22 protein-coding genes are annotated in these 20,378 nt (G+C 71.1%); 2 read left to right on the top strand and 20 right to left on the bottom strand.

From position 1 onward, the window contains the following. Window positions 1-8: 8 nt before the first annotated feature. The 14 genes from ABD091_RS19735 to ABD091_RS19670 form a co-directional block, all read right to left on the bottom strand. On the bottom strand, window positions 9-416 hold the full coding sequence (locus ABD091_RS19735) for a hypothetical protein (RefSeq protein ID WP_343921749.1): 408 nt from the start codon (window positions 414-416) through the stop codon (window positions 9-11). Further along, entirely contained in the window at window positions 413-1,246 is an 834-nt protein-coding gene (gene tatC, locus ABD091_RS19730; RefSeq protein WP_343921748.1) for a twin-arginine translocase subunit TatC, read from the bottom strand. The genes ABD091_RS19735 and tatC overlap by 4 nt, the downstream gene beginning before the upstream one ends. A gap of 39 nt (window positions 1,247-1,285) precedes the next feature. Continuing rightward, window positions 1,286-1,558, bottom strand: coding sequence for a twin-arginine translocase TatA/TatE family subunit (gene tatA / locus ABD091_RS19725; RefSeq protein WP_343921747.1), 273 nt, complete (start codon window positions 1,556-1,558; stop codon window positions 1,286-1,288). A gap of 63 nt (window positions 1,559-1,621) precedes the next feature. Next, a complete protein-coding gene (locus ABD091_RS19720) occupies window positions 1,622-2,575 on the bottom strand; it encodes a helix-turn-helix transcriptional regulator (RefSeq protein WP_343921746.1) in 954 nt (317 codons plus the stop codon). Beyond that, a complete protein-coding gene (locus ABD091_RS19715) occupies window positions 2,572-3,543 on the bottom strand; it encodes a helix-turn-helix transcriptional regulator (protein WP_343921745.1) in 972 nt (323 codons plus the stop codon). Before ABD091_RS19715 ends, ABD091_RS19720 begins: the two co-directional genes overlap by 4 nt. Window positions 3,544-3,567: 24 nt before the next feature. After that, a complete protein-coding gene (locus ABD091_RS19710; protein WP_343921744.1) occupies window positions 3,568-4,515 on the bottom strand; it encodes an FKBP-type peptidyl-prolyl cis-trans isomerase in 948 nt (315 codons plus the stop codon). Window positions 4,516-4,689: 174 nt separating this feature from the next. Next, window positions 4,690-6,051, bottom strand: coding sequence for a Pup--protein ligase (gene pafA / locus ABD091_RS19705; protein ID WP_343921743.1), 1,362 nt, complete (start codon window positions 6,049-6,051; stop codon window positions 4,690-4,692). 82 nt (window positions 6,052-6,133) lie between these two features. Beyond that, window positions 6,134-7,123, bottom strand: a complete 990-nt coding sequence (locus ABD091_RS19700) for a hypothetical protein (protein WP_343921742.1) — start codon at window positions 7,121-7,123, stop codon at window positions 6,134-6,136. A 141-nt stretch (window positions 7,124-7,264) separates the two neighbouring features. Next, window positions 7,265-8,023, bottom strand: coding sequence for a proteasome subunit alpha (gene prcA / locus ABD091_RS19695; RefSeq protein WP_343921741.1), 759 nt, complete (start codon window positions 8,021-8,023; stop codon window positions 7,265-7,267). Continuing rightward, window positions 8,020-8,868, bottom strand: a complete 849-nt coding sequence (prcB, locus tag ABD091_RS19690; RefSeq protein WP_343921740.1) for a proteasome subunit beta — start codon at window positions 8,866-8,868, stop codon at window positions 8,020-8,022. Before prcB ends, prcA begins: the two co-directional genes overlap by 4 nt. Next, window positions 8,865-9,062, bottom strand: a complete 198-nt coding sequence (locus ABD091_RS19685; protein ID WP_343921739.1) for a ubiquitin-like protein Pup — start codon at window positions 9,060-9,062, stop codon at window positions 8,865-8,867. The genes prcB and ABD091_RS19685 overlap by 4 nt, the downstream gene beginning before the upstream one ends. A 154-nt stretch (window positions 9,063-9,216) precedes the next feature. Further along, window positions 9,217-10,725: a depupylase/deamidase Dop gene (gene dop / locus ABD091_RS19680; protein ID WP_343921738.1), complete on the bottom strand. Its 1,509-nt coding sequence runs from the start codon at window positions 10,723-10,725 to the stop codon at window positions 9,217-9,219. Window positions 10,726-10,798: 73 nt separating this feature from the next. Beyond that, window positions 10,799-11,380, bottom strand: coding sequence for a hypothetical protein (locus ABD091_RS19675; RefSeq protein ID WP_343921737.1), 582 nt, complete (start codon window positions 11,378-11,380; stop codon window positions 10,799-10,801). Window positions 11,381-11,543: 163 nt separating this feature from the next. Continuing rightward, a complete protein-coding gene (locus ABD091_RS19670) occupies window positions 11,544-12,110 on the bottom strand; it encodes a hypothetical protein (RefSeq protein ID WP_343921736.1) in 567 nt (188 codons plus the stop codon). 158 nt (window positions 12,111-12,268) lie between these two features. Between ABD091_RS19670 and ABD091_RS19665 the strand changes: the two genes are divergently transcribed. Further along, a complete protein-coding gene (locus ABD091_RS19665) occupies window positions 12,269-12,901 on the top strand; it encodes a class I SAM-dependent methyltransferase (RefSeq protein ID WP_343921735.1) in 633 nt (210 codons plus the stop codon). Window positions 12,902-12,993: 92 nt separating this feature from the next. On the opposite strand, the gene ABD091_RS19660 is transcribed toward ABD091_RS19665, so the two are convergent. From ABD091_RS19660 to ABD091_RS19645, 4 genes are all read right to left on the bottom strand, one after another. Beyond that, window positions 12,994-13,353: a hypothetical protein gene (locus ABD091_RS19660; RefSeq protein WP_343921734.1), complete on the bottom strand. Its 360-nt coding sequence runs from the start codon at window positions 13,351-13,353 to the stop codon at window positions 12,994-12,996. A gap of 3 nt (window positions 13,354-13,356) precedes the next feature. Beyond that, window positions 13,357-15,111 carry a proteasome ATPase gene (arc, locus tag ABD091_RS19655; RefSeq protein ID WP_343921733.1) on the bottom strand — a complete coding sequence of 585 codons (1,755 nt, stop codon included), beginning with the start codon at window positions 15,109-15,111 and terminating at the stop codon, window positions 13,357-13,359. 195 nt (window positions 15,112-15,306) lie between these two features. Continuing rightward, window positions 15,307-16,275 carry a tRNA (adenine-N1)-methyltransferase gene (locus ABD091_RS19650; RefSeq protein ID WP_425571496.1) on the bottom strand — a complete coding sequence of 323 codons (969 nt, stop codon included), beginning with the start codon at window positions 16,273-16,275 and terminating at the stop codon, window positions 15,307-15,309. Beyond that, window positions 16,268-17,428 carry a site-2 protease family protein gene (locus ABD091_RS19645; protein WP_343921732.1) on the bottom strand — a complete coding sequence of 387 codons (1,161 nt, stop codon included), beginning with the start codon at window positions 17,426-17,428 and terminating at the stop codon, window positions 16,268-16,270. Before ABD091_RS19645 ends, ABD091_RS19650 begins: the two co-directional genes overlap by 8 nt. A gap of 90 nt (window positions 17,429-17,518) precedes the next feature. On the opposite strand from ABD091_RS19645, the gene ABD091_RS19640 reads away from it, so the two are divergent. Then, window positions 17,519-18,430, top strand: a complete 912-nt coding sequence (locus ABD091_RS19640; RefSeq protein ID WP_343921731.1) for a RecB family exonuclease — start codon at window positions 17,519-17,521, stop codon at window positions 18,428-18,430. A 12-nt stretch (window positions 18,431-18,442) separates the two neighbouring features. Here the strand turns inward: ABD091_RS19640 and ABD091_RS19635 are convergent, their stop codons facing one another. Together ABD091_RS19635 and ABD091_RS19630 are read right to left on the bottom strand one after the other, a co-directional pair. Continuing rightward, entirely contained in the window at window positions 18,443-19,066 is a 624-nt protein-coding gene (locus tag ABD091_RS19635; RefSeq protein ID WP_343921730.1) for a response regulator, read from the bottom strand. Continuing rightward, window positions 19,063-20,364, bottom strand: a complete 1,302-nt coding sequence (locus tag ABD091_RS19630) for a sensor histidine kinase (RefSeq protein ID WP_343921729.1) — start codon at window positions 20,362-20,364, stop codon at window positions 19,063-19,065. Before ABD091_RS19630 ends, ABD091_RS19635 begins: the two co-directional genes overlap by 4 nt. Between the last annotated feature and the right edge of the window lie 14 nt (window positions 20,365-20,378).

Genomic DNA, 20,378 nt, shown 5'->3' with positions numbered 1-20,378 from the left:
CCGCGAGCCTAGCGGCGGGCCGACCCGATGGTGAGCAGCGCCGCGTAGTCGTCCGGACTGGCTCCCACGGCCTTGGCCAGCCGGGCCAGCGACTCGAGCACCAGCTCGGCGTCGAACCGCTGGCCGGGGACCGCCAGGGTCAGCGTGCCGGCCTCCTCGACGAGCAGCACCTGACGGTGGTGCCACGCCTGGTGGGCACGGGTCCGGACGTCGTCACCGGCGACCGGGGCCGGATAGGCCTCGTCGACGGCGAGCAGGGAGCAGGGCAGCTGCTCACCGCCCTCCCCCGTCACCGTGCCCGTCACGTGGTGGCTCGCGCGCAGGCCACCGTCGGACTCCCACACCACCGGTCCGGCGCTGAGCCAGTCGGGCAGGTCGAACGGGTCGACGTCGTGGAGCTCGGGGCGGGAAGTCACAGGGGCGACACCTCGTCGGGGGACAGACCGGCGTTGATGCCCTTGGCCGCACGGCGCCGGTCGTTGTAGCGGGCGATGATCTCGGAGACGAAGAACAGCAGCACCATCGGGACGGCCATGAAGGTCATGGTGAAGGGGTCGGCCGACGGGGTCGCGACGGCCGCGAACACGAAGATGCCGACGATGATCCAGGGCCGGTGGGCGCCCAGCTGCTTGCCGGACACGACGCCGGCGAGGTTGAGCAGGACCACGAACAACGGGATCTCGAACGCCAGGCCGAACACGAGGATGGTGCGGGAGAAGAACTGGAGGTACTCGGTGAACTCCACGAGGTTGGTGACGCCGTCGGGGTTGAGACCGATGAGGATCTCCAGGCCCTTGGGCAGGGTGACGTAGCCCAGCACGACGCCGACCACGAACAAGGGGCCCGCGATCGCCGCGAACACGCGCGACCACTTCCGCTCCTGGGGGTGGAGCCCCGGGAGGATGAAGGCCCAGATCTGGTAGAGCCAGTAGGGGCTGGTCCCGATGACCGCGGCGAAGCCGCAGAGCTTGAGGTAGAGCATCAGGCCGCCACCGGCACCGTTGGTGGTCGCGATGCTGGCGCCGTCGGGAAGCGTCTTCTGCGCCTCGATGTAGGGGCCGTAGACGAGGTCGAAGAGGGTGTCGAAGAAGAACAAAGACGCGACGAGGACCACCAGCATCAGCGCGACGACCCGCAGGATGCGGGCGCGGAGCTCCCGGAGGTGGTCCGAGAGCGCCATCCGGCCGTCGTCACCGACCGGGTGGTGGGGCTTGCCGCGGAAGAGCCCGAAGAGGCGTGAGATCACCAGCGTGAGGGAGAGCTGAGCCGGTCCGGACCCCCGCGCTCAGGCGCGGTGGTCGTCGGTGGAGCGGTCCTGCACCGTCGGGCTGGTGGCGCCGTCGGTGCTCGAGGACGGCGGGAGCTCGGTCGGCCTCGTCGGGGGCGTCTCCTCGTCCTCGTCGTCGCGCAGCCCCTTCGTCTCGGCCTTGAAGATCCGCAGCGCCTGACCCGTCCCGCGCGCGAGGTCGGGCAGCTTGGCTGCGCCGAAGACGAGCACGACGATCGCCAGGATCACGAGCCACTCGGCGCCCTGGGGCATTCCGATCATTGCTTCCATCAGGATCCTCATTCACTCATCGGTCGAGGTGGGGAACGGCGTGATCCATCGTACGCCGCGGGGCTAGTAGTTGCTGAGGGCGGCCTGTGCGCGCGCCGTGACCCCGTCGGCCCAGGCGCGCGGCGACACCACGCTGGCGTGGGGAGCGAGCCTCATGATCAGGCGCTCCAGCCAGCGGCGGTCGGCGACCAGCAGGTCCGCCTCGACCACGCCGTCGTCGAGCACGCGCGTCTCGGTCACCTGGTAGTACTCGGTCACCCAGAACGCGGCCCGGTCCAACCGGAGCGTGACCCGCTCGGCGCGGTCGTCGAACCCGAACAGGTCCTCGTCCAGGCCCGTCGGCGGCTCTCGGTGGACCGCGGCCTCGTCGAGGACCGTCGCCTCGTGGATCCGGTCGAGCCGGAACATGCGGTCGTCCTCCGCGCTGTGGCACCACGCCGAGAGGTAGGACGCACCCTGCACCGAGACCACCCCGCGGGGGTCGACGACCCGGATGGTCTCCTCGTCGCGCGCGGGGACCCAGTAGACGAGGCGGACCTGCCGGCCCTCCCGGACGGCCCGCTCGAGCTCGGAGCGCAGCGAGAGCAGCCCCGGGGGCTGCGTGTCGGTGCCGGGGTCGATCGGCACGCTGCCCGACGTCGCCGCCTGGAGCTTGGCGAGGACCCGGTCGACGATCTCGCGGGTCTCCTCCCCCGCCCCGTTGCGCAGCGCCAGCAGGGCCACCATGACCGCGGTCGCCTCCGTCGCGGTGAGCCGCAGCGGGCGGGCGAGGTAGTCGGCGTTGGAGACGCGGATGACGCCGTCGGACTCGAGGGAGTCGAGGTCGACGTCGATCAGGTCGTCGGGGTAGCCGCCCGGCAGGCCGCACATGAAGAGCACCTTGAGGTCGCGCACCACCTGGGCAGGAGCGACCCCGAGCAGCGTGGCGGCCTCGTCGACGCCGACCTGGCCCCGCGCGTGGAGATAGGGCACCAGGGTCAGCAGCCGGGCGACCTGCTCCCGCGCCCCGCCGCTCATGCCGCACCCCCGGCGAGGCCGCGCAGGCGGCGTACGACCTCGTCGCGGAGGTCGGCCGGCGACTCCACGACGACGTCGGAACCGTGGCCGAGCACGTCGGAGGCGAGGTCGGGGCCGGCGGCGTCGAAGCCGAGCCGGTCCCAGCCGGTGGTGCCGTCGGGTCCGGCGACGCCGGCCTCCACGCGGTCGGCTGCCCGGCGGAGCCGGTGGCCGGTGCCGGTGCGGGCCAGGAGCGTGGCGCGCAGCGTCGGTGCAGGAGCCGGTGCGAGTCGCCGGGCGACCTCACGGATGTCGACGTCGGGCGGTACGTCGTACGCACCGGCCTCGCCGACCCGCTCGGCGGCCCCCTGCACGCGGGAGAGCCGGAAGACGCGCTCGGCGTCACGGTCGCGGTCGCGGCCCACGGCGTACCAGCGGCCGGAGTAGCGCACGACCCCCCACGGCTCGAGCACCCGTCGGGCCACCGCGGCTCCGGGCCGCCGGTAGTCGAAGGCCACGACCTGGCGGTCGCGCGCCGCCTCCCAGAACACGTCGAACGCCGGCTCCTCCGCGCCGAGGCGGGGCTCGACGAGGTCGAGGGCCTCGACGTCGACCGCGACGCCCGCGGCGCTGAGCTTGCGGGCGGCGTCGCTGGTCGCCTCGGCGAGGCGGGCGTGCTCCCAGACCTTGGTCGCGAGGGCGACGACCTGGGCCTCCTCGGCCGTCAGGTCGACCTCGGGGAGCTGCAGCTCGTCGGGCACCACGCGGTAGCCCGGCTCGTCGTCGAAGTAGGCGTCGAGCTGGCCGACCTCGATCGGGACGCCGAGCGACCTCAGGTCGTCCTTGTCCCGCTCGAACATCCTCTCGAACGCCTCGTCGGAGGAGCCCGGGTAGAGGATCTCGCGGACCCGGTCCTTCGCGATGTAGCGCTGCTGCATCAGCAGCATGATGAGGAGGTTGAGGAGCCGCTCGCTCTTCTCCGCCGCCATGGCCCCGACGCTACCGGGCGTCGGTCAGGCTGCGCCGAGGATGTCCACCACGAAGTAGAGCGTGTCGTCGCCCTTGATGCCGGCCTGCTCGTTGCCGCCCTTGCCGTAGCCGAGGGCCGGCGGGATCGCGAGCACGACGCGGCTGCCGACGGTCTGGCCGACCAGCGCCTGGTCCCAGCCCTTCACGACCTGGCCGACGCCGATCGGGAAGGACGTCGACTGGGAGGAGTAACTCTCGTCGAACGGCTTCTTGCCGCCGTAGACCTGACCGAGGTAGTCGACCGCGATGGTCTGGCCCTTCTCCACGGCGGCGCCGTCGCCCTTGACGAGCACGGCGGTCTGGAGCTTGCCGGTCGGCTTCGGGGTGCCGGCGAAGTCGAGACCGGTCGGCGCCTCGTCGCCGCCGACCAGCGACGGCACCCAGCTCGGCGCCTTCTCGTCCGTGCCCTGGGGACCGTCCTCGACGGTGCCGAGCAGGTCGATGACGGTGAGGACGGTGTCCTTGTTGCCGATGCCGATCTGGGGGTTGCCGGCCTCGCCGAAGGCGGTCTCCGCCGACGCCGCGACCGCGACCCGCGAGCCCACGGTCTGGCCCTGGAGGCCCTCGAGGAACAGCTCGGACAGCGTGTCCTTGCCGACGGTCAGCAGCTGCGGCTGGTCCGCGTCGTAGGTGCTGTAGGCCTGCTCCTGCGTGGTGCCGTTGCCCAGCCAGATCTGCGCGAAGACCTGGTCGCCCTCGCCGATCTCCGCGCCGTCACCCTCGGCGACGACCTTCGACTCGACCTCGTCGGCGCTCATCTCGCCGTCCCAGGTCACCTCGGGGGCCTCGCCGACCTCACCCTCGATCGACACGCTCTCGAGCGAGGCACCACCGCCACCGCTCGATCCCTCCTCCGACGAGTCGTCGCCGCAGGCGACGAGGACCGACCCGAGCAGCAGGGTCAGAAGCAGGGCAGCAGGACGACGGATCACAGGGGAAGCACCTTCGGGGTGGATGACTCGGACAGCGCCGATCACCCTAGCCCGCTCCCCCAAGCACCCCGACCCCACCCGAGTGCCGTGGCACGCAGGCGTGCCGATTGGTCACCAACGACGTCGAACACCCGGATCTGTGGTCGATTGGTCCCCAACGGCAACAGCCGCGGGTCACATCCCGTCGATCAGTCGCTGGACGCGCTCGTCGTACGCCCGGAACGGGTCCTTGCACAGGACGGTCCGCTGGGCCTGGTCGTTGAGCTTGAGGTGGACCCAGTCGACGGTGAAGTCCCGCCGCCGCTCCTGCGCCTTGCGGATGAACTCGCCACGGAGCCGGGCACGGGTGGTCTGCGGAGGCACCGACTTGGCCTCGAAGATCTTCAGGTCGCTGGTCACCCGCGCGACGCGCCCGCGCTTCTCGAGCAGGTAGTAGAGACCCCGGCCGCGGTGGATGTCGTGGTAGGCCAGGTCGAGCTGGGCGATCCGCGGATGGCCGAGTGGCAGACCGTGCTTGGCGCGGTAGCTCTCGATCAGCTTCCACTTGATGACCCAGTCGATCTCACGATCGACGCTCCCGAGGTCGTCGGACTCGACGGCCTTCAGCGTGCGCTCCCACAGGTCCAGCGCCTGGTCGATCACCGGCGTACGGAGGTCGCGACGGTCGACGAAGTCACGGGCCTTCGAGAAGTACTCGTGCTGGATGTCGAGCGCGCTGGCCTCCCGCCCGTTGGCGAGGCGCACCTTCCGGCGTCCGGTCATGTCGTGGGAGATCTCCCGGATCGCCCGGATCGGGTTCTCCATCGTGAGGTCGCGCATGACCACGCCCTCCTCGATCATGCGCAGCACCAGGTCGCAGCTGGCGACCTTGAGCAAGGTCGTGGTCTCGCTCATGTTCGAGTCGCCGACGATGACGTGGAGGCGGCGGTAGCGCTCGGCGTCCGCGTGGGGCTCGTCGCGGGTGTTGATGATCGGACGGCTGCGCGTCGTGGCGCTGCTGACGCCCTCCCAGATGTGCTCGGCCCGTTGGCTCACGCTGAAGCTCGCTCCGCGGGGGGTCTGCGACACCTTCCCGGCACCAACGATCACCTGACGGGTGACGAGGAACGGGATGAGGACATCGGCGAGGCGGTTGAACTCGCCCGCCCTGCTCACGAGGTAGTTCTCGTGGCAGCCGTAGGAGTTGCCGGCGGAGTCGGTGTTGTTCTTGAAGAGGTAGATCTCGCCGGCGATGCCCTCGTCGTGGAGACGTTGCTCGGCGTCGAGGAGCAGACCTTCGAGGACTCGCTCCCCCGCCTTGTCGTGCGCCACCAGCTCGGTGATGTCGTCGCACTCGGGCGTCGCGTACTCGGGGTGGCTGCCCACGTCGAGGTAGAGCCGGGCGCCGTTGCGGAGGAACACGTTGCTGCTGCGCCCCCAGCTGACGACCTTCCGGAACAGGTAGCGGGCCACCTCGTCGGGGCTCAGGCGTCGTTGGCCGCGGAACGTGCACGTGACCCCGTACTCGTTCTCGATCCCGAAGATCCGGCGGTCCATGGCACCAGACTATGTCGGGAGGTGGCCTCAGCGGGGAGATCTCGGCCCCCGGGTCCGCCGCGGGCGTCCACGGCACCGTGTCTCAGGCTCCCGGGCGCGTCGTACCGGCCCACTCGACCACTCCCATCTGTCGACGCCACCGGTTCACGAGGCGCCGCCGACCCGTGTCGCAGTAGAGCGACTGGCCCAACCACAGGCGCCACCGCTCGAGCCGCTGCCGCTCGTGACCACGGTCCAGCTCACGGTCGAGCTCGTGCATCGCGATGGCCGGATGGTTGACCAGGTCGTCGAGCGTGAAGCCGCGCCGGTCGTAGCCCCACTGGGAGAGCCCGCGACTCCGGCGCAGGTCCGTGCGCTGCTGCTTCCTGGCCCGGTGGTGGGCGCCGTCGTACTCGTGGAGGTGCCGCGTGCCCACGACCAGCAGGTCGGCGTGACCCACGACGTGGCCGGCCTCGTCGTGGAGGATCGCCTGGGGCTCGACGTCGACGTCCATCGCGACGTGGAACAGGCGCAGGAGCGTTTCGCCCGCCGAGTGTGCCTGGGAACTGGAGAGGCGCCACGCCTCACGGAGGAGTCGTACGCCGGGACGCCTGCTCAGCAACACGGTCTGCATGTCGGCGTCGCTGACGTCGCGCCTGCGTCGGGCCGAGTCGACGAGAACGACGAGGTCGAGCAACCCGAGGTCACGGGCGGCGCGCAGCAGGATCTCGGTGGCGGGTTCGACAGGTAACCCCCTCGCGGTGCCGAGCGGCTCGTCGCGGGCGAGGCGCGAGCAGATGAGCCCCGACCGACGTGGCCGGCCGTCGGTCCGCCCCACGGCGGCGAACACGGGCGGGCGGTCCGGCAGCGTGGGCAGCTGCCAGCCGCGCAGCCAGGCGCCGGTCAGGTGGGTGAACGCCGCCCCCGGTGGCAGGACCAGGAGCCAGGCGTGGAGGTCGCGCGGGGTCTCCTCGTCCGAGTCGGGATCAGCACTCGGGTCGACCCGGAGGAACAACCCGTGCGAGACACGGCGGTGGTCGGCGCGCCGGATGTGTCCGCGCACCGGCGGCCCGAGTCCGTCTCCGTTCGTCATGGAGGAGAGCATTCCCCGCTGAGGAACCGTTCACCACGGGGTCGCCGCGACCTGTGGATGACCTCGTCGCCGATTGGTCACCAACGACACCAAGACGGTGCCGCGTGCGCCGTTGGGGACCAATCGACGCCATGCCTGGGGTCAGGTCGGCGGGGCGAGTGGCGGGTCGTCCGGCGGGGCCGGGGGCTCCTCACTGGTCGGCTGACGTTCGCCGAGCATCCGCTGAAGGTCGGTGGGACGAAGCCGGCGGAACTTGCGCGGCTGGAGACGCGTCCGGTCGAGGACGGCGACCTCGAGGTCGGCCTCCTGGATGACCCGGTCGCCGGAGTCGCTGTGCCCGAGAGCACCGACGGCGAGCTGCACGGCCTCCTCCAGCGTGAGTCCCTCGTGGAACCGGGTCTCCAGGAAGGACGCCACCGTGTCGACGGCTCCTCCCATCACGCCGTAGCCCTGGGCGTCGGCGACCTGCCCGTCGTAGGTCAGACGGTAGATCTGGTCGTCCTCGGCGGAGTCGCCGATCTCGGCCACGAAGAGCTCGACCTCGTAGGGCTTCTCACCACCACTGGAGAAGATCGTGCCGAGCGTCTGGGCGTACGCCGTGGCGAGGGCGCGGGCGGTGACGTCACGGCGGTCGTAGGCGTAGCCACGCATGTCAGCGAGCCGGACCCCCGCGATGCGGAGGTTCTCGAACTCGTTCGACCGGCCGACGGCCGCGAAGGCGATGCGGTCGTAGATCTCCGAGACCTTGTGGAGGGCGCGGGACGGGTTCTCGCAGGCGAACAGCACGCCGTCGGCGTACTGCACCGCGACCACGGAGCGACCCTTGGCGATGCCCTTGCGCGCGAAGTCGGCGCGGTCCTTCATCAGCTGCTCGGGCGAGACGTAGAACGGCATGCTCATGGCGTCTCACCTCCCGTCACCGACGCCGTGGCCGGCCCGTCCGGTCTGATCATCCGCCCGGCCATCATCCGGTCGGCGACGTCCGCAACCTCCGCCTCGGGGAGCCGGCGGCCGCCGTCAGCGGTGATGACCTGCACGACGGGGAAGATGCGTCGCGTGAGGTCGGGCCCGCCGGTCGCCGAGTCGTCGTCCGCGGCGTCGTAGAGCGCCTGCACGACCACCGTCACGGCATCCCGCTCGGACAGGTCGGGGCGGTAGAGCTTCTTGAGCGCACCGCGGGCGAAGAGCGACCCGGAGCCGACCGAGTGGAACGCGGTCTCCTCGTAGCGACCGCCGGTCGCGTCATAGCTGAAGATCCGCCCCTGCTCACTGACGAGGTCGAACCCCGCGAACAGGGGCACCACGGCGAGGCCCTGCATCGCCAGACCGAGGTTGCCGCGGATCAGCGCCGCGAGCCGGTTGGCCTTGCCGTCCATCGAGAGCGTCGTGCCCTCGATCTTCTCGTAGTGCTCGAGCTCGGTCTGGAAGAGCCTGACCATCTCGACAGCCAGTCCGGCGGTCCCGGCGATGCCCACGCAGGAGTACTCGTCCGCGGGGAAGACCTTCTCGATGTCGCGCTGGGCGATGATGTTGCCCATCGTCGCGCGACGGTCGCCGGCCATCACGACGCCGCCCTGGTAGGTGGCGGCCACGATGGTGGTCGCGTGGGGCGCGAGGTCCGCGGCCTGACCGTGGGGCACGGTGCGTCGCGACGGAAGGAGGTCGGGCGCGGCCTCGGACAGGAAGTCGCTGAAGGAGGAGGTGCCGGGCCGGAGGAACGACGCCGGGAGTCGGGGGTCGGTCACTGGCCGCCCTTCTGGATGAACGACTTCACGAAGTCCTCGGCGTTCGACTCCAGCACCTCGTCGATCTCGTCGAGGATCGCGTCGACGTCGTCGTCGAGCGCTTCCTTGCGCTCGGAGACGTCGGACTCGACGGTCGCCTCGGGTGCCTCCTCGGCCTCCTGCGACTTGCGCGGCTGCTTCTGCTCCTGGGCCATGTGTCGACCCTAGCGCCGCCGGGTGCATCCGGTGGGCGAGTGCGCCACCAGAAGACGGGTGAGTCGGCACGTCGATTGGTCACCAACGACGAGAAACTGGCCCCAGACGTGTTGTTGGTGACCAATCAGCAAGGACCCCACGCCCGGGGGCAGATCAGCGCGTGAGCGCGGTGAAGAGCGCCTCGGCGGTGTCGCAGCGATCGATGAGGGCGCCGACGCTGGCCTTGCTGCCACGGAGCGGATCGACGGTCGGGATCCGCTGCAGCGACTCGCGACCGGGGAGGTCGAAGATCACCGAGTCCCACGAGGCCGCGGCTACGTGATCGGCGTACTTCTCCAGGCAGCGACCCCGGAAGTAGGCGCGCGTGTCCTCGGGCGGGTCGTGCATGGCCGCCTCGACAGCCGCGTCGTCGAGCATCCTCTCGATCCGTCCGAGGCTGACCAGCCGGTGGTAGAGCCCCTTCTCGGGCCGGATGTCGGAGTACTGGACGTCGATCAGCTGGAGCTTGGCGTCGGACCAGTCCAGGCCGTCGCGGGAGCGGTAGTGCTCCAGCAGCGCCAGCTTCGCGACCCAGTCGAGCTCGCGCGAGCACAGCATCGGGTCGCGCTCGAGCCGGTCGAGGACGGACTCCCAGCGGGCCAGCACGTCGAGCGTCTGCGGGTCGGCGTCGCTGCCGAGCCGGTCCTCGACGTACTTCCGAGCCAGGTCGAGGTACTCCAGCTGGAGCTGCACCGCGGTCAGCTGGCGACCGTCGGTGAGCGTGATCAGCTGCTTCAGGGTCGGGTCGTGGGAGACCGCGCGGAGCGCCGCCACGGAGCCGTCGACGGTCAGGTCGCGGTCGATGAAGCCGTCCTCGATCATCGAGAGCACCAAGGCGGTCGTGCCCACCTTGAGGTAGGTCGAGACCTCCGCGAGGTTCGCGTCGCCGAGGATCACGTGGAGGCGGCGGTACTTCTCGGGGTCGGCGTGCGGCTCGTCGCGGGTGTTGATCAGGGGGCGTTTCAGGGTCGTCTCGAGCCCGACCTCGACCTCGAAGTAGTCGGCGCGCTGGCTGATCTGGAAGCCGTCGTGCCGCCCGTCCTGGCCGATCCCCACGCGCCCCGCACCGCACACGACCTGGCGCGAGACGAAGAACGGCGTCAGGTGCTTCACGATGTCGCCGAACGGCGTACGGCGGCGCATCAGGTAGTTCTCATGGGCGCCGTAGGAGGCGCCCTTGTTGTCGGTGTTGTTCTTGTAGAGGTTGATCGGTGTCCCGCCCGGGAGCTGGCTTGCACGGCGCGAGGCGTCGAGCATCACCTGCTCCCCCGCCTTGTCCCACAGGACGATCGCCAGCGGCGAGGTCACCTCGGGGGTGGAGTACTCCGGGTGGGCGTGGTCGACGTAGAGCCGTGCACCGTTGGTGAGGATCACGTTGGCAAGCCCGAGGTCCTCGTCGGTGAGCTGCGAGGGATCGGCGACCTGGCGCGACATGTCGAATCCCCGGGCGTCACGCAGCGGTGACTCCTCCTCGAAGTCCCAGCGGGCCCGTCGCGCCCGCACGGTGGCCGAGGCATAGGCGTTGACGACCTGGGACGACGCGACCATCGGGTTGGCCAGCGGCTGCCCCTGGACGGAGATGCCGTACTCGACCTCCGTCCCCATCACGCGTCGCACGCTCATGGCACGAGCCTACGCGGCCGGCTCGACCGGGGCGCATGGGCCGGCCGCGGGCCGTACGCCGTGCGGGGACCGCTCAGCGCAGGCCTTCGAGCAGGTCGCCCGAGGAGGGGGCAGGCGGGACGTAGCGCTTCGCGGGGAGGTTGGCGAACCGGCCTGTGCGCGTGAATGCGACCGTGATCGGCTTCAGCACCTCGATGTCGACGGTGCTGCTGCACGCCAGCAGGATCCGGCGCGCCTTCTTCAGGTCGACGGTGATGACCTCGTTGAGCCCGTTGTCGAAGAAGGTCTCGGAGTCGGACGTGGAGACCAAGTAGTAGCCGGAGAAGTCGTCGGCCAGGATCTTCTTCAGGTCCACGACGAAGCACTGGACCGACGCCGGGGCGGCGTCGTAGGTGATCAGACCGGTCATCTCCACGCGATAGCTGCCCGAGCGCGGCACGCTCACCGTGTAGTACTCGGGCGTCCCGGAGACCAGCTTCCCCCCGAACGGCCGGGTGCGGTAGGTCGTGCCTCCCGCCTGCGCCTCGAGCCGGGCGGTCGGGGCGTTCGCCAGGTCCGGGGCCGCGACGGACGGCGCGCTCAGGCTGTGGAGCCCGAGGACGAGGGCCCCGGCCGTCAGGAGCGCGACGACGACGCGGGTGGTTGGGGTGCTCATGGGTGGTCCCTCCGGTGTGCTCGGGCTCCGTCACCCGAGCAGGTGGGCCCAATGTGACCCGCCGCAGCGGCCGGGGTCCATAGCCCGTCGGGGGTGAATCCGGGTGGACCAGGCGGGTGGGGTACGGCGCGCCGTACCCCACCCGCCCGCGCAGGGTGGTCGGTCAGTGGAGGAGGCGCGCGCCCTCACGGACGATGTCGAACGGGGTGGTGTTGACGTTCTTGAAGGCGCCGTTCTTCTTGAACGTGTAGGTGATGGGCTGGGGGGTCTGGAGGTCCCCGTCGGTGTAGCAGCCGATGATGAGCGCGCGACGCTTCTTCAGGTTCGCGTCGATCTCCAGGTCGAGGTTGTAGCCGTCGTCCGTGGCGGAGTTGAACGGATTGATCAGGTAGACGCCCGTGAGGTCGTTGGCCAGCGCCTTCTGCTTGTCCGCGACGATGCACTGGTAGGACGCGGGGTCGGTCGTCGGGATGACGACGCCGGTCATCGTGATGTGGTAGCTGCCGTCGGCCGGCACCCGCATCGTGAAGTACTCGTAGGGGGCCGACACGACCTGCCCGTGCGGCTTGGCACGCAGGGTCCCGGTCCCTGCCTGCTGCTGGAGCTTGATCGTGGGGGCATTCTTGAAGTTGGGCGCCGCGACGGACGGCGAGCTGAGGCTGTTGAGGCTCAGCACGAGTGCGCCGGCGGTCAGGAGCGCGGCGGCGACGCGGGTGGTACGACTGCTCATGGGTGATTCCCTCCGAAGTGCTCGGGAGCGAGTCACCCGAGCGACTGGCCTCAATCTCGCGGGACGGACCGGAGCGGTCCATAGCCCAGCCGGGCAGGCCCGGACGGGTGGCGTCGTACTGGGGTCGGATCCAGGGGCGAGGGCCCTACGCTCGCCCCATGGGAGCCTGGACCGAGCACGTGGTGCCCCGCATGGCCGATCGTGCCCTGCGCAGTCACGAGATCGGTGAGCTGCGGCGGCAGGCGTGCGCTCCCCTGCGGGGAGACCTGGTGGAGATCGGGTTCGGGAGCGGCCTCAACGTGCGCTGGTACCCGCCGTCGGTCAGCACGGTGGCCGCGGTCGAGCCCTCGGACGTGGGTTGGGGACTGTCGGCCGCCCGGCGCGAGCGGACCGACGTCCCGGTCCGACGCCGTGGGCTGGACGGCCAGCGGCTCGACGAGCGGGAGGCGTCGTACGACGCCGCCCTGGTGACCTTCTCCCTCTGCACCATCCCGGACCCGGTCCTCGCGCTGACCGAGCTGCGGCGGGTCCTGCGAACGGGCGGCATCCTCTGCGTGCTCGAGCACGGTCTCTCCCCCGACCCGCCGGTCGCCCGGTGGCAGCACCGCCTCGACCCGGTCCAGCGGCGCGCGGCCGGTGGGTGCCACCTGAGCCGCGACGTGACCGCCCTGGTGGAGGGTGCCGGATTCGCCGTCGACCACCTCGAGACCTTCTACCTCGACGGTCCGGCCCTCGCCCGGCCCTGGGGCTACACCTACCTGCTCCACGCGCACGTGCCGTCGGACGGGTGAGACCCGCCGTTTGGTCACCAACGGCACCGATCCGGCCCCGCCGGCGTCGTTGGTGACCAATCGGCACCGACGAGTCGGGTGCCGGGCAACGGCTACCGGCCGCTCCTCGACTGCGCTGCGTGCGCCACGTTGATCCCCACCAGGCCGGCCCAGCTGACGATCATCGCCACCAGTCCTCCACCTTCACCCGCCGAGAGACTGATCGCGGTGATCGGGATCGAGACTCCGGCGGACACGATCCCCAGGACGAGCTGACGGGGCCCGGCCGACGCCTGGGCACGGTCCGCGTGGCGCCGTACCTCGAGCTCTGCGGCCACCCGGGCCTCGACCGTCGCCTCGATGCGGTCGGCGAAGGAGTCGATCAGCGCGGCGTCGTACGTCGGGCCAAGCTCGCGGCGGGTCTCGAGCACCGCCTCGAGCTCACCCTTGTCGAGCTGCTCCTCCTCGGCCACGGCTCAGAGGTACTGGCCCGTGCTGGACACGGTGTCGATCGACCGCCCGGGCTCGGTGCCCTGCTTGCCGGTGATGAGCGTGCGGATGAACACGATCCGCTCGCCCTTCTTGCCGGCGATCTGGGCCCAGTCGTCGGGGTTCGTGGTGTTGGGGAGGTCCTCGTTCTCCTTGAACTCGTCGACGCACGCCTGCATGAGGTGGCGCACGCTGATGCCGCGCTGCTGGTGGTCCAGGAAGTCCTTGATCGCCATCTTCTTCGCCCGGTCGACGATGTTCTGGATCATCGCGCCGGAGTTGAAGTCCTTGAAGTAGAGGACCTCCTTGTCACCGTTCGCGTAGGTGACCTCGAGGAACTGGTTCTCCTCCGACTCGGTGTAGATCCGCTCGACCGTGCGCTGGATGATGCCCGCGGCCGCGGCACCGGTGTCGCCACCGAACTCGCGCAGGTCGTCCTCGTGGAGGGGCAGCGTCGGGGTGAGGTACTTGCTGAAGATGTCGCGCGCGGCCTCGGCGTCGGGGCGCTCGATCTTGATCTTCACGTCCAGGCGGCCGGGCCGGAGGATGGCGGGGTCGATCATGTCGGGCCGGTTGGAGGCACCGATGACCAGGACATTCTCCAGCAGCTCGACGCCGTCGATCTCGCTGAGCAGCTGGGGAACGATCGTGTTCTCGACATCGGAGGAGACGCCGGAGCCGCGCGTGCGGAACAGCGAGTCCATCTCGTCGAAGAACACGATGACCGGCGTGCCGTACGACGCCTTCTCGCGTGCTCGCTGGAACACCAGCCGGATGTGCCGCTCGGTCTCGCCGACGTACTTGTTCAGCAGCTCGGGGCCCTTGATGTTGAGGAAGTAGGACTTCCCCTCCTGGCCGGTCTTCGTGGCGACCTTCTTGGCCAGCGAGTTCGCGACCGCCTTGGCGATCAGCGTCTTGCCGCACCCGGGAGGGCCGTAGAGGAGCACCCCCTTGGGCGGCTTGAGCTCGTGCTCCTTGAAGAGATCGGGGTAGAGGTAGGGCAGCTCGACCGCGTCCTGGATCTGCTCGATCTGGCCCCCGAGCCCGCCGATCGCCTCGTAGGCGATGTCGGGGACCTCCTCGAGGACCAGCTCCTCGACCTCCGACTTCGGGACCCGCTCGTAGACGTAGCCGGCCCTGGACTCCAGCAGCAGCGAGTCGCCCGCGCGCAGCGTCTCGCCGCGGAGGGGCTCGGCGAGGCGTACGACGCGCTCCTCGTCCGCGTTCGCGATGACCAGGGCTCGGTCGCCGTCGGCGAGCAGCTCCTTGAACATCACCACCTCGCCGACCTCCTCGAACGACATCGCCTCGACGACGTTGAGGGCCTCGTTGAGCATGACCTCCTGCCCGCGGACCAGCGACTCGAGGTCGACGGCGGGGCTGACGCTCACCCGCAGCTTGCGGCCGCCGGTGAACACGTCGACCGAGTCGTCGTCGTTGCGAGAGAGGAAGGTGCCGAAGCCGGCCGGCGGCTGCGCGAGCCGGTCGACCTCCTCCTTGAGCTTGGTGATCTGGTCGCGGGCCTCGCGGAGCGTCTGCGCGAGCCGCTCGTTCTGTGCGGTCACCGCGGAGAGAGACCGCTGGGTGTCGGCGAGACGCAGCTCCACGGACCGTGACTGTCCGGGTGCGTCACTGAGACGGCGGCGGAGGTCGGTGACCTCGGCCTCGAGGAAGCGCACCTGGCTCATGAGCTCCTCGGGCGTGCGGCGCTCGCCCTGGGGCTGACCTTCGGTTGACGACATCAGCGTCACCTCCCGATGTCGACCCTACCCGCGACCGGGGGGCGTCGACCCGCAGACACCACGACTCGGGATCGGGCAATCCGTTGCGGTGGTGGCTGCCGTTGGGGACCAATCGACACGAATCCGGCCGTGAATCTGTCGTTGGTGACCAAACGGCGCACCCGCGACGCGCCGACCGGGGGTCGGCGCTGCCGGTCAGTCGTCCTGGGTGTCCTCGAGGACCTGCGGTGGGAGGTCGGCGGGACGGGGGCCGGTGTAGTCGGGACCGTAGGCGCCGGGAGCGGGGCGACGGGTCTTGCGCGGTGGCCGCTCCCCCGGAGCCATGCGGCGGGCGGTGACGAGAAAGGCCGTGTGGCCGATCATCTTGTGCCCGGGACGGACGGCCAGACCCTCCACGTGCCAGTCGCGCACGAGCGACTCCCACACCGACGGCTCGGTGAAGGAGCCGTGGGCGCGCAGGGTCTCCACGAACCGGGAGAGCTGGGTCGTCGTGGCGACGTAGCCGCACACGATGCCGCCCGGCCGCAGCGCGTCGGCGACCGCGTCGACGCAGTCCCACGGCGCGAGCATGTCGAGGATGACGCGGTCGGCGCGCTCGCCCGACCGCGGCAGCTCCTCGGCCAGGTCGCCGAGGCTGAGCTGCCACGCCGGGTGCTCGCCGTCGAAGAACTGGGTCACGTTGCGGCGCGCGACGTCGGCGAACTCCTCGCGGCGCTCGTACGACGACACGCGGCCGTGCGGGCCGACGGCACGCAGCAGCGAGCAGGTCAGGGCCCCCGATCCGACGCCCGCCTCGACCACGTCCGCCCCGGGGAAGATGTCGGCCATCGCGACGATCTGGGCCGCGTCCTTCGGATAGACCACCGCGGCCCCGCGGGGCATCGACACGACGAACTCCGAGAGCAGCGGGCGGAAGACGAGGTACTGCCCGCCTGCCGAGGAGGTGACGCTGAACCCCTCCTCGCGCCCGATCAGCTCGTCGTGCTCGAGGTGGCCCTTGTTCGAGAAGAACCGCTTGCCGGGCTCGAGGCAGAGGTTGTGGCGGCGGCCCTTGTTGTCGGTGAGGCGCACCCACTCCCCCGCCCGCAGCGGGCCCCGGTGGACCCCTGACCAGGCCTCGACGGGGACGTCGGGCGCATGGTTCTGGTCGGTGCCGTCAGCCACGGCGGTCCACCTCCTGGAAGGCTCGTTCGACGTCGGCGGTGGCCAGCACGCCGTAGATGGTGCCGTCGTCCTCCAGCAAGAGGTACTCGGCGGCCGGGGTGCGTCCCAGCGCCTCGACGAGCTGCTCGCCGGCGAGGTGGGCGGGGATCATCAGGCCGTCCTCGAGGCTCCGGCTCACCGTCGAGACGGCCACCCACGGCCGCCGGTCCTCGGGCGTCGCCGTCACGGCTGCCTCGCTGACGAGGCCGACCGGACGACCGGACCCGGTGACCGTCACGATGCTGCCGGCCTGCGCCTCGTGGGCCCGGCGTACGGCCTCGGCGACAGGCAGGTCGTCCGGGACGGTGATGGTGCGGCGCGCGAGGTCGCGGGCCTTGAGCGCGGGCAGCTTGCGGCGGACGCGCGCCGAGTTGATGGAGGCCGTGGCGCCGGTCCACAGGAACATCGCGACGACTCCCGCGAGGACGAAGTCGAGGAGGTCGGGACGTACGCCGAAGGCCGCCTCCATCAGCAGCGGGTAGGCGATCACCGCCAGCGCGGTCACACGACCGCCCCAGCCGGCCACCACGGTCCCGGTGTGCATGTCGCCGCTGATCCGCCACACGACGGCGCGCAGGACCCGACCCCCGTCGAGCGGGAGCCCCGGGACGAGGTTGAGGACGCCGACGAGCAGGTTCGCGCCCGCGAGGCCCTCCACCGCCAGCAGGAGCAGGCCCTCGGGCGTCACGAACCACAGCGCGACGGCGGCGATGCCGACCGCCAGCGACGTGAGCGGTCCGACGACCGCGATCATGAACTCCTCGCGTGGCCGGCGGGCCTCTCCCTCGACGGCCGTCATCCCTCCGAGGAAGTGGAGCGTGATCGCCGAGACGGCGAAGCCGTAGCGCTTCGCCATCAGGGCGTGGGACGCCTCGTGGAGCAGCACGGAGAAGTAGAGGACGACCGCGAACAGGAAGCCGGCGAGATAGCGCCAGGCGCCGAGACCGGGTTCGACCATCTCCACCCGGGGCGCCATGACGACGGCGATGAGCCCCGCGACGAGGAACCACGACGAGGTGATGAGGACGTCGGTGCCGGCGACCGACCCGATCCGGAAGGTCCCCGGCGGTCGCGGCGCGGGACTCCGCGGGCGGGACGGGGCGGGGTCGGGCACGCGGCGAGGGTATCCGAGCGGGCGGTGCCGACCGGCATCCGCACCCGTCGTCCCCGGGCGCTGTCAGCCGCCTCGCCTAGGGTGGCCGCCATGAGCATCGGCCAGTCCCCCACCGCGCCGGCCTCGCCGGTCGACGGGGTCCCGACCGCGACGCCGGTCGACGGGGTCGACGTGGTCGGAGCGCTGTCCCCCAGCCGCGCAGGCGACTTCCTGACCTGCCCGTTGCTCTACCGCTTCCGCAGCATCGACCGGCTCCCTGAACCGCCGAGCCCCGACGCCGTCCGGGGGACCGTGGTCCACAAGGTCCTCGAGGACCTCTTCGACCTCCCGGCCGCCGACCGCACGCCCGACCGGGCCGCCGACCTGCTCGACCCGACCTGGGCCGATCTGCAGGAGGCCGACCCCGCCCTAACCGCGATGTTCGGCGACGAGGGGCCCGAGCTCGGGGCGTGGCTGGCCAGCTGCCGGACGGTCCTCGACCGCTACTTCCAGCTCGAGGACCCCCGGCGGCTCGAGCCCGCCGAGCGGGAGCTCTACGTCGAGGCGGTGCTCGACTCCCGCCTACTGCTGCGTGGCTTCGTCGACCGGCTCGACGTCGCCCCCGACGGTGCCCTCCGCGTCGTGGACTACAAGAGCGGCAAGGCTCCGGCGGCGGGCTGGGAGGCCAAGGCGCTGTTCCAGATGAAGTTCTACGCCCTCGTCCTGTGGCGGACCCGTGGGGTCGTTCCGGCGATGCTCCAGCTGGTCTACCTCGGCAGCGGCGAGCTGGTCCGCTACGTGCCCGACGAGAACGACCTGCTCGCGACGGAGCGCAAGGTCGAGGCGATCTGGCGGGCGATCCGGATCGCGACCGAGAGTGGCGACTGGCGTCCGCGGCCCTCCCGGCTCTGCGACTGGTGCGCCCACCGGAGTCTGTGCCCCGCCTGGGGCGGTACGCCGCCGCCGCTGCCGGACGGTGCCGTGACGGATCCCGGCGAGCTCACCCCTGACGACGTCGACTAGCCCGACCGCGCCTCAGGTCCCCTGCCGGCGCAGCCACTCCACGGCCGCATCGCTGTCGGCGACGCCGATCCGGGCGCAGGCCGAGATCAGGTGCGCCTTCACGGTGCGCTCGCTGAGCCCGAGCCGACGTGCGACCTCGTGGTGGCTGAACCCGTCGCGCAGGAGCTCGAGCACGGCGTGCTCCCGCGGGGTCAGTTCGACGCCTGTCTCCCCGGTGCGGGCCCCCAGCAGCTGCCGGGCAGCCTTCGGGTGGAGCGGTGACTCGCCCCGTCGTACGGCCCGGATCCCCTCCATCACCTCGTCCGGCTCGGCGTCCTTGAGGAGGTAGCCCACGGCGCCGGCGTCGAGGGCGGCCAGGATGCGTCCCCCGTCGGAGTAGGAGGTCAGCACGAGGACGTCGACGCCGGCGGCCCGAGACCGGATCTCCCGCGTAGCGGAGACGCCGTCGACGCCCGGCATCTGGAGGTCCATGAGCACCACGTCGGGCTGGAGGGAGCAGGCAAGGTCGACGGCCTGCTCGCCGTCGGCCGCGGTCCCGACCACGCTGATGTCGCCGGAGCCGGCCAGCAGCTGCTCGAGCCCCGCTCGCACCAGCGCGTGGTCGTCGGCGAGCACGACGCGGATCACGTCGTTCACGTGACCGACACCTCCATCCTCACGGTCGTCCCGTCGCCCTCGGCGGAGCGTACGGCGAGGGTGCCGCCGGAGTCCTTCACGAGGGACTCCAGTCCCCTCAGCCCGAAGCTCTCGGAGTCGCGCGGCGCAGTGGGGTCGAACCCGACACCATCATCGACGACCTCGAGCCGCAGCCGTCGCCCGTCCCCGCGCACGGTGACCGCGAGCGTCGAGGCCTGTGCGTGGCGCAGCGCGTTGCGGACGGCCTCCTGCGCGACCCGCCAGACGAGGGCGACGCGCGCGTCGCTGGCCTCGTCGACGCCGACGACGCTCACCGACGCCTGGACCCCGGCGGACTCGGCGGGGGCGATCAGGTCCTCGAGCGCCGCGGGCAGGCCGCTGACGTTGAGGTCCGGAGGGTGGATCTCCGCCTGCAGCGACCGCAACGAGGTGAGCGACGCACGCAGCGCGCCGGCCACGCTGGTGAGCCGCGAGCGCTGCCGGTGGGTCAGCTGCGACTCCCTGGCGAGGGCCGACACGGAGTACGCCGTGCCGGCGAGGTCCTGGACGACGCCGTCATGGAGGTCGCGGGCGATCCGGCGGCGTTCGGCGTCGCTGGCGTCGAGCGCCGAGCGCAGCAGGCGTGCCCGTTCGTGGGCGGAGACGGTGAGGCGGCGAGTCAGTCCCCAGAGCATGGGGGTGACCAGCAGTAGCAGGAGCAACGGACCGCCGACGGTGATCCAGCGGAAGGACTGGTAGATGTGCTCGCGCCGGGTCTCGATGTCGCTGAAGGTGTAGTAGCCCTCGAACAGCAGTCGCTCACCGTCCGTGTCCGCGGTGATCCGGGTGAAGATCCGGACCTGCTGGACCGGCTCGCCGGTCTCCGTGGCGGCCCGGGCGGCGCGGTTCTCAGGCGCGTCGGGGTCGGAGAGCTGGTGACCCGTCCCACCCTCCGCCAGCACCCGCTGGTGGCCGTCGTCCAGGGGGAACCTGACGCCGATCAGCCGGAACGCGTTGGAGTAGAGGATCCGGCCGTCGGCGTCCCAGATGGTGACCCGGTCGACGTCGCCCACGAGCAGGCGGGCCTTGATCCGGCGGTCGAAGCGGTCGATCGCCCCGGCGTCGCCGTCGACCAGGCCGCGTCCGACGCCCGGACCGGCGACGGACCGGGCCAGCACGGCGTTGAGGCGCTGCGCCTCGGCGAGCGCCTCCTCCTCGGCGGCGCTCGCGGCCAGCCGGCTGGTGAGCAGCAGCACGGCGACGATGGTCAGGAGCCCGACGCCCACGAACTGGGCGACCGGGTTGCGCAGGAGCCGCACGCCTCGAGGATAGG

This window comes from Nocardioides aestuarii (genome assembly GCF_039527245.1).
Lineage (GTDB): Bacteria > Actinomycetota > Actinomycetes > Propionibacteriales > Nocardioidaceae > Nocardioides > Nocardioides aestuarii.
Note: the sequence above shows the minus strand (reverse complement) of the source record. Positions and strands in the feature narration are given on the sequence as shown.